Below are 8,549 nucleotides of genomic sequence, written 5' to 3' on the forward strand. Positions count from 1 at the left end.
TGCGACATCTACATAACCTGCCCTTTGCGAAAACATGACTGTTCAACAGGCAGAGCCGTTGAACTCTGACCACCCCCAGAGGGGGTGGTTTTCTACGATGAAATAAAAAAAGCCTTCCGTCAAGGAAAGCTCAAAAAGTCAGGTGCGGAATTGTAGGGGCAGGTCTGCGTGTCTGCCCGGCATAAAAGGGCGAACACATAGATTCGCCCCTACGCCACCCGAAATAATGGATAGGGTATTTCTTGTTGAATCCCTGATGAAAAACTCAACCCTCTGTCAAGTGTACTACCGGTGCCAATCTCAACCGCAACCGGTTCCTGTGCCCAAACATTCTCCCTTAGTGGAGCATTTACGCATCCGCCCCTGCAGGGAAGACAAGCCCTTGCCTGTGTAGACTGCCTCAAGTCCTTTTTCAATAAAGCCGGACATGGTAATCGGTTTAAGTCCTCGTTTTTTGAGTGCCTCCTTGGGACCATCGCCCAGGTCACTGACCAGGATTGCCTGACAATCATTGAGGATTCTGCTGATATTCAACCAGCGCTGAGTGCCGCCACCTGCCGGAGGGGCCTGACGCTCTTCAATGAGCTTGTAGCCGCCTTCTTCTTCATTTTTTCCCCAGATCTGAAAACGAGTGGCTTCACCGAGATGCTGGTTGACCAAGACCCCTTCCTGGGTGGTAACAGCAACATAGGGACGCGCTACTTCTGTATGTCTGGGCAGTTTGGCACAGGCACTCAGGCAGCCGTGCATTTCCTGGGTTTTATCATTATCAAGCAGGCCCACAGCATCGGCACGACACCGAGTGCAGTGTCGCATCTGGGGCAGGTATTTTTCAGCCTCATTGCGGGTTCTTTTCATGGTCTCTTTGGAAGGTTCAGGGACATTTTCAAAGACCGTATCAGCATTGGGCAGCATAGCCATACAGTTAAACAGGTCTGCCCCCAGTTCCTTCATGGCCTTGGCAATATCAATGATATGGTGACTGTTGATGCCAGGGATGAGGATGCTGTTTATTTTAACCGTGATATCATGTTGTTTCAATTTTTCAATAGCACTGAGCTGACGAGCCAGCAGCAGCTCTGCGCCCTGCCTTCCCCGGTAGAGCACCTTACCATCACGTACCCATGAATAAATATTTTCTGTTATTGCCGGATCAACGCCATTGACAGTCACTGTGACATGGGACACTCCGATTTCAGCCAGTTCTTCTACATGGGGTGCCAGGTTCATGCCGTTGGATGCCAGACAGAGAATAGTGTCTGGGAATTTCTTTCGAATCAAGCGCATGGTCTCCAGGGTTTCTTCAGCATTGGCAAAAGGATCACCAGGACCTGCGATGCCTGCAACAGAAATCCGGGGTTCTTTTTCCAGCACCTTGGTCATGTACTCAAGGGACTGCTTTGGGGTCAGGATGGTACTGGTTACTCCAGGTCGTGACTCATTGACGCAGTCAAACTTACGGTTACAGAAGTTACACTGGATATTACATTTTGGAGCAACCGGGAGGTGAACCCTGCCGTACTGTCCCTTGACCTTGGCGTTGAAACATGGATGACGATTAAAGTCGATAGTATTCATCTATTGCTCCTTATGTAAAATATGAGCTATCAAGAAAATTCTCTGTGCTCGAAATAATGTATGTTTGTTAAGAGTGTTTCATTGCTGAGGTGACTGCATGGTACATGTCTGTAGAAAAGCAATTGCTGTGCCAGTGTCTTTTTTTTATTTTTATTTAAACTTATTAGTATATTGGATTGCGTTTTTTGAAAGATGATAAAAGGTACTGTTTATTTGGATGTCGGCTTGTTGACAAAAGTGAATAGATGTATCTTTTGTGTCGTCTTTGTATCCTTTCACCCCTTGAGAGAGGGGGGATTCTCTTTTTAGAAGTAATTTTGTTGGATATATTCTGGAAATAGAACAGGCCTGTGAGAAATTGAATGAAAATTTTGTCTTGTGCATTACTCTAAAACGTTATACTTTTTTGCTCATACTGGTTCCGGGGATTTTTTTTGGGGTACTTATTCTTAATAAGAATGGAATGATATGAAGAAAAATAAATGTAGTCTTTGTCTGAAGGTGAAGGGTAAGCGTTTGTGTAAGTTCCAAGATAAAACATTTATCTGCCCACGCTGTTGTGCTGAAATTCGCAATGCTGATTGTGAGGGCTGCACTCATTATGCCCAGGCAGAGCAATATTCACTGGAGAGAAAGAAAAAATCGCAACAGAAGAAATTCATAGCAAAGATTGATCCGGAGATTGATGATGAGGTAGAAAAGGCTTTGGTCTGTGCAGAGAAGGGGGTATTTGCTGAAGGTGAGGCTATACTGAACAAGCTTATTAAAGAGCACCCTGATCTGTTTGTCGTCCAATATGGTATGGGCACTTTGCAGGCTATGAAAGGGAACTATAGCGATTCCATAGGTTATTTTGATAGATGTTTAGAAATATTTCCCTATTTTACTGAAGCCTGGTTTAATCGAGGGACTTCTTACAAGCATCTCTTGGACACTGCTGAAACAATCAAGTCTTTGCAGAAAGTTGTTGAATTTGGTGACCCAGAGGAAGATTTTGTTCAATCTGCAAAAGTATTCCTAAAGGAGATAGCTGAAAGTATCCTTAAAAATGATGGTTTGTCTTTAGATAAATATATGGAGTCCAACGATGCTTTTAACAGCGCCTTTGCGCTCTTGCAAAACCGTGAGTATGAAAAGGCAATTATTGGATTTAACAAGGTGTTACGTCTGAACAAAAACAATGCGCAGACCTATGGAAACCTTGCTCTATGCTATGCCTTCTTAGGGCAAAAAGAAAAAGCTTTGTCTTTTTTTGATCAGGCACTGGAGGTTGACCCGGCGTATGCGCCTGCTATAACAAATAGAGCTATTGTCGAATTGTTGGAGGAAGGTGAAAAGATACAGGTTGATGAGCTTAAAACGATTGAGTACTACAAGGAGCTTGCTGAATATATGGACGAAGACAAGCAGTAACAGGCTCAGGAGAAAAAGCAGAAGACGGCGGGGAGAACAACCGCCCCCTGCTCTGTTCTGTTACATGTAGGAATAACCCACTGTAGAATCAGTCTGTTTTTTAGAAATCATGGCATTAGCCACCATATCAAAAAGCTGCTGGGCCCCGCTGTAGCCAAGATGCAGAACCCGCTGCCCCCCTACCCGATCATGGATAGGAAACCCTACCCGAATCAAAGGAATGTTCAACTTTCGGGCAAGGGGGTAACCCTTGGAATGCCCGACCAACAGATCAGGATCTAAATCCTCTACCATTTCAGCAATATCAAAAAAGTCCACCCCTTCATGGATGTCCGGCTGTTCTGCCAGGATCTCACCCGTGACCTTAGCAATGGCCTCAGCTAATCTGCCTGATGTGCCGCCGGAGGCACAGATCACCGGAAAGATGCCGATCTCAGCCAGAAAGGCGGTCATGCCCACCACCAGATCTTCCTCGCCATAGATTATGGCCTTTTTACCAAAGACATATTTATGGCCGTCCACATAGGCATCTACCAGACGACCGCGCTCCTTGGCGTATTTTTCCGGGACCGGGCGACCGCTCAGGGAAGAAAGCAGGGCAAAGAAACGATCTGTTTCTTCAATGCCAATGGGTATGCCCAGGCGATGGTGGGTAGTGTTGAATTTTTTCTTAAGAGTCAGGCTGCTGCTTTTTTCATTGCTCAGGGTTCGACCAAACTCTATGGTGGCTCGACTACATCCCATTGCTTCAATGGCTGCAAGCGGGGTGCCTCCTTTGGCCACCTTTTCATATTCCAACAGGGCAGGGCGATCCATGGTTTCAGAAAGATCCGGCAGCATGGTGCAGTCCAGCCCAAAGTCCGCCATGATCTCTTTCAGGAGCCGATAATCTGCAGAAGAAACAAAGCCGGGCAGCAGGTTGACAGTTTCGTTTTTTGGACCGCCCTTGGCACGTTGTTTGACCACAGCATGGATAGCTCCGTGAAAACCCTCCATATGGGTACCAGAATAGCTGGGCGTTGACACGTCAATGAATTCGGGTAATCCTTCTGAACCTTCTGTATCTTTTTTATATTCTTTAAGATACATTGGGACGTCATCGCCAATGGTTTCGGTCAGGCAGGTGGTGGCGATGCCGATCATTGCAGGCTGATATTTTTCCGCTACATTGGTCAGGCCCATTTTCAGGTTCGGTCCTCCGCCGTAGATGGCGTTTTTCTCGGATAAGGAGGAGGAGGCAATATCAATCGGTTCATTATAATGACTGATGATGTAGCGGCGCATATAGGTGGCGCAGCCCTGGGAACCGTGCAGATAGGGAACAGTGCCTTCAATCCCCTTAAAGGCCAGGCAGGCACCCAAGGGTTTACATAGCTTGCAGGCGTTGGTGGTGGATATATAATCAGGATGATTTTTGCTCATGGCTTATGGCTCCTTGTGAATGACTTGTTTGATTTAATTTTGCAACACCTGTGCCAGAAATGTGCGTTACAACTTTCTTGCATAAGATACGATCTCTTACCAAAGCAACATAATGTATATTTGATATACTTTTGTTAAGGGAGTGTGACGTTTTTGTCTTGTTGCTGACAGTAAAAGACGTGAAGTGTATAGAAATGTAGAGGTGTGTACATTATAAAGAGCGGGATTGACAGGCTGGTGATATCTTGCCTTAGCAAGAAACTTTTTTGGGAAGAGAAGAGCTTTTGTAGCGTGTTTTTACCGGGTCATTTTTTCTCGTGTGATTTCTTGCTGACAAGGGCAATGGCTGCCTGTTGCGCTTTTCGAGGTAATCCTCTTTCTAAAGGAGACAACTTTGTCATGATACGGTTGTCCACATAGGTACCGAATGCCCAATATTTCCTCCCTGGGCTTCTGGGACCAGTCCAATTTGCTGCCAAGAGTTCCTTGGCTATGTAATGGTTGAGTGTACCGTGTCCGACCAAGAGAACACTCTTATGTTCTCTTGCCAGGGTAATGAGCTGGTTTGCTGCTGCCTGGGTGCGTGCTCGTGCTGTTGGTAATGATTCTGTATGGTTTGAATATCCGAGCAACCAGAGTGTTCTAAGTATTGGCACCCATAACCTGAGTGGTAACCGGATTGTTATACGGTCAAAGTAGGGTAATTTTATCTCACGAAAGAGTGGCGATGAGAGGTGTATTGTTCGGACACCAAGTGCGTGTGCTGATTGGATGGAACGGGGCAGGGTGCTGCTGACAATAACCCGGTGGGAGTACACGAGACGCCGTGAGGATTCAGGCGGGGTATCAATAATATCTGCGGCGTCATAGGCACGTTCTATTTTCCTGAAATCAGAGCCTCGTACCTTTTTTTGCCAGTTAAAGTCGGGCTGTCCATGTCGCACTAGAGTGATTCGCACGGGTATCCTTTCTGTTAGTTCTTTTTTTGGTATGGTCCCAGAAAACGGTCACCGTTAAAATGAATCATGTGGTCTGGATTATCTGCAATCCAGACTTCAGTTTCCCATGCAATGTCAGCCGCATTTTTTCTGAATTCGGCACGGCCTGGAAAGGCTGTAACGTAAACACGACTAACCTTGCAATCTTTGAAGGCTTCTTCGAGTTCAATCCACCGCTTAGGCGAAACAGGGCCGTGACTTGTAACCGCTTCGATTAAAAACAGCCATTCGCGGTCTTTATCATACACAATCACATCAGGCAGTTTATCATGTGACATGGGTGGAACACCCAATGATTCGAGATATTCGGCTTCCATAAACAGTAACTTTCCGCCTTCATTGCGACTACTGGCGGTATCTCCGATATACAACAGGCGACCACTGGCACCTACAAAACGGGAACAGAATTCATGTACTATGTCAGCATGAAGTTGGTTATGTTTGCCGGGTGACAGTTTGATCGTATCCCCGTTGGGCAGGCTGATTGGTATTTTGTTTTTCTCAAGAGTGCGTTCATACAATGCTGTCAGTTCGGTTACGGCCTCTTTATACTCCTGTACTTTTGTCAGCCACCCGCCGTCAGGATATTCAGCCAAAATAGCAAGAATTGGTTGATTCAGTGAGTAGTTATTGTCTTTGCTATTGGTTGGCCTGGTTGGATCGTCACGGTTCCGGTCAACTATCCGCGCCTGTTCAAATTGGTGAAGCGTTTGGCGGCGAATCGTTTCACGACTGTTCGGCTTGTAGTCCATACCGTATTCATTACGGATGAATTCCATAATGTTCACAGTGGGTAAGAGCGGCGCACTTGCGTCTTTCCAGCTATCAGAAGGTTTTACATGAGCAAGTGCCAAAAACACCCATCCTGAACGGTCGTTACATTGTGCTTTTGGTAATCCCAGTGCAGTCAGCAATGCTTTTGCCTGCTCATGTTTTTCTTGTTGTTGTTTGCTGAATTTCAAGTGTTACTCCTGTTGATCAGAGTGCATAACTCCAAGTACCGGATTGACGAGCAAATCAATTTTGTTTGTTTCAATTGTCTTGAGTTGTTGCGCCTGCTCTCCTATTTGTTTCACCTGTTCTCGTGTTGGGAATCTCATCACTCTGATTTCAGTTGCATTAACTTGGGTATTCCCTGAAATACATCTGAAATATTTGTCTATGAATGAAGAATTAAACACAGCTGCAAGGCCGTATGCTTCAACTTTTGTGAGTTTTTCGCCTTTCACGCCGATGTAGTTTGTCTTGTTGCCAAAGCCGATGACTTTACAGTTGTGGGTGCTTTCGAGGTATACCCCTGAGACCAAACGACGTTTTTCATCTTTAGAAGAAAAGCGTTTCAATAATACAAAGGTACCATTTTTAATGGTATGTTTTTCATGTCCTATGTTCAGCTTGAAAGATAGTTCCTTTTTGTGGGTTCCGGTCCATGTTACTGTCAATGGTGTAATATTGTGCGGACGGTACAGCGGCACAGAATCAGGTGTACTTGTGTCTTCTGTGATGTACTCTTGTGTCCTGTGTTCAACCACTGGACCGGTTGAGATGAAATAACCAGCACCTTCAAAGGTAGTTGGGAAGGCTTCAGCTTGACGTAAGATATTGGCTTCATAGGATGATTCAGGAATACGGATAATGCGCTGGTCATTGGACGAATCAATGATCAATTCGAGCGGGTATTTTTCTTCTTCAGCATTGTAAATGCGGGCGTCACAATCGCTTGAACGGACAGTTACGGTTTTATGTTCTTTCCCTTTGATGAATCGGCAAATGATATTTTCTTGAAGTACTGCTGAATCGTTATTTTTGAATACTTTATTCCTGTGCTTGAAGATGTGTACTAGGTCTAAAGCTGATCGGGTTAACAGGTATGAACGAACCCCTTTAAAATACAGGCCGTTTGTGAAGCTACGGGGTGTAATGGTGACCATTTGTCCACCGTCCTTTATCGAAGCCATGGCAATTGCCATAAAAGATGCGTAAATGTTCGGATCACCGTGATAGAGGTCAGCAGCTGCCTTGGCATACGGTGAATTTTTCACATTATACTTGAAGTATGGCGGGTTGATAACAGAAACATCGAATCGCCGAATATGTTTATCCTTATCCGGTCTTGCAAGCACGAAATCTTCACAGCGTATGTCAAAGCTGAATATTCCATGTTGCTGATTGAAAGTGTTTTGAACAATCCTGAGCGTTTGGTCAAGGCTTGGTATGGCTTCGCTATCCAGTTCATACAGAACAGCATGAACTGTTGTGCAGCCAAGCTCTAAACAGCGCAACGCAGTAGACGCAGTCAGAATGCCGGTTCCTGCGCCAGCATCCAAAAGACGAACAATTTCAGTATCAGGCTTGTTGATCAAAGAAGCCATGTAGTCAGATACTACGGACCCGGTAAAGAATTGACCTAGAGTCTTGCGTGCTTGCGCAGTTTTCCTGCGTAAAAATGCACTTTGAAGACTGGTAATATCATCTTTGGGATCAATCAGTGATTGTTGATACAAAATTATCTCTCTACGTTTGGTGCTCTTTGCGCGTTTGCGGTGCTTACGCAGGATACAGCATTATATGGGTTTACAACGCTCCTTTTTTTGTAGATTGAATAAGGTAGCATGTCAATGGGAAATTGCCCAGAGATTTTGCATTGCAAATGAAAGGGCTGCTGTTTAAGATAGCTGTATAATAAATTATCTCCTCCTCAACCTTTTTTGCAATGATTAAATACTTATTGGAATGGTACGTAAAAAGGTCAATACACCCAAGAGCTACAAAGATCATGGAGAGCAGCGGCGAACGATCTTTCCTTGATGACCCTATAGCCCAGCAGACGAAATGGACTCTTGTTAAAAAAAGTGGATCAAATATCCTGAGCCATAAATTGGTCAGTATTGATCATGGCCGTATGGAGTTTCGTCTTGCAATGCTGTCTCTGTTTGCCTGCAGGATGCTGCTGTGTTGGCAGAGTTCCTTGACAAGCCGCTTTGGGATGCCTCTGGGTTAAATATGCTTAACCCAAGTTCGTAGGATTTGTGCTCAAAACACGAAAAAAAGTCCTTTTTGGGGCCTTGCTCCTCTTTCAAATATCTGTAATTACTCATCACAGATTTTCGGATTCTTAATGTAGTGCCAGAGAGTGCG

General features: G+C 45.0%; 7 protein-coding genes. 2 read left to right on the forward strand and 5 right to left on the reverse strand.

The genetic code is table 11. The annotated features are described in order from the left end of the window. Window positions 1-300: 300 nt before the first annotated feature. A complete protein-coding gene (gene nifB / locus L2082_RS17055) occupies window positions 301-1,578 on the reverse strand; it encodes a nitrogenase cofactor biosynthesis protein NifB (RefSeq protein WP_446010868.1) in 1,278 nt (425 codons plus the stop codon). A 468-nt stretch (window positions 1,579-2,046) separates the two neighbouring features. Here nifB and L2082_RS17060 point away from each other — a divergent pair, with 468 nt between their 5' ends. Next, window positions 2,047-2,991, forward strand: a complete 945-nt coding sequence (locus L2082_RS17060) for a tetratricopeptide repeat protein (RefSeq protein WP_446010867.1) — start codon at window positions 2,047-2,049, stop codon at window positions 2,989-2,991. A 60-nt stretch (window positions 2,992-3,051) separates the two neighbouring features. Here L2082_RS17060 and L2082_RS17065 read toward each other — a convergent pair whose 3' ends face one another. From L2082_RS17065 to L2082_RS17080, 4 genes are all read right to left on the reverse strand, one after another. Further along, on the reverse strand, window positions 3,052-4,413 hold the full coding sequence (locus tag L2082_RS17065; protein WP_446012017.1) for a nitrogenase component 1: 1,362 nt from the start codon (window positions 4,411-4,413) through the stop codon (window positions 3,052-3,054). Window positions 4,414-4,718: 305 nt separating this feature from the next. Then, entirely contained in the window at window positions 4,719-5,372 is a 654-nt protein-coding gene (locus L2082_RS17070) for a histidine phosphatase family protein (RefSeq protein WP_446012018.1), read from the reverse strand. 14 nt (window positions 5,373-5,386) lie between these two features. Beyond that, window positions 5,387-6,373 carry a BsuBI/PstI family type II restriction endonuclease gene (locus tag L2082_RS17075; RefSeq protein WP_446012019.1) on the reverse strand — a complete coding sequence of 329 codons (987 nt, stop codon included), beginning with the start codon at window positions 6,371-6,373 and terminating at the stop codon, window positions 5,387-5,389. A gap of 3 nt (window positions 6,374-6,376) precedes the next feature. Then, complete coding sequence (locus L2082_RS17080; RefSeq protein ID WP_446012020.1) at window positions 6,377-7,915, reverse strand: Eco57I restriction-modification methylase domain-containing protein; 1,539 nt, start codon at window positions 7,913-7,915, stop codon at window positions 6,377-6,379. Window positions 7,916-8,187: 272 nt separating this feature from the next. On the opposite strand from L2082_RS17080, the gene L2082_RS17085 reads away from it, so the two are divergent. Then, on the forward strand, window positions 8,188-8,412 hold the full coding sequence (locus tag L2082_RS17085) for a hypothetical protein (protein WP_446012021.1): 225 nt from the start codon (window positions 8,188-8,190) through the stop codon (window positions 8,410-8,412). The last annotated feature ends 137 nt before the right edge of the window (window positions 8,413-8,549 follow it).

The sequence above is a fragment of the Candidatus Electrothrix sp. genome (assembly GCF_052785085.1).

Coding starts and splice junctions, on each gene's coding strand:
- nifB (WP_446010868.1), bottom strand. CDS start 1,578: ATGAATACTATCGACTTTAATCGTCATCCATGTTTCAACGCCAAGGTC.
- L2082_RS17060 (WP_446010867.1), top strand. CDS start 2,047: ATGAAGAAAAATAAATGTAGTCTTTGTCTGAAGGTGAAGGGTAAGCGT.
- L2082_RS17065 (WP_446012017.1), bottom strand. CDS start 4,413: ATGAGCAAAAATCATCCTGATTATATATCCACCACCAACGCCTGCAAG.
- L2082_RS17085 (WP_446012021.1), top strand. CDS start 8,188: ATGGAGAGCAGCGGCGAACGATCTTTCCTTGATGACCCTATAGCCCAG.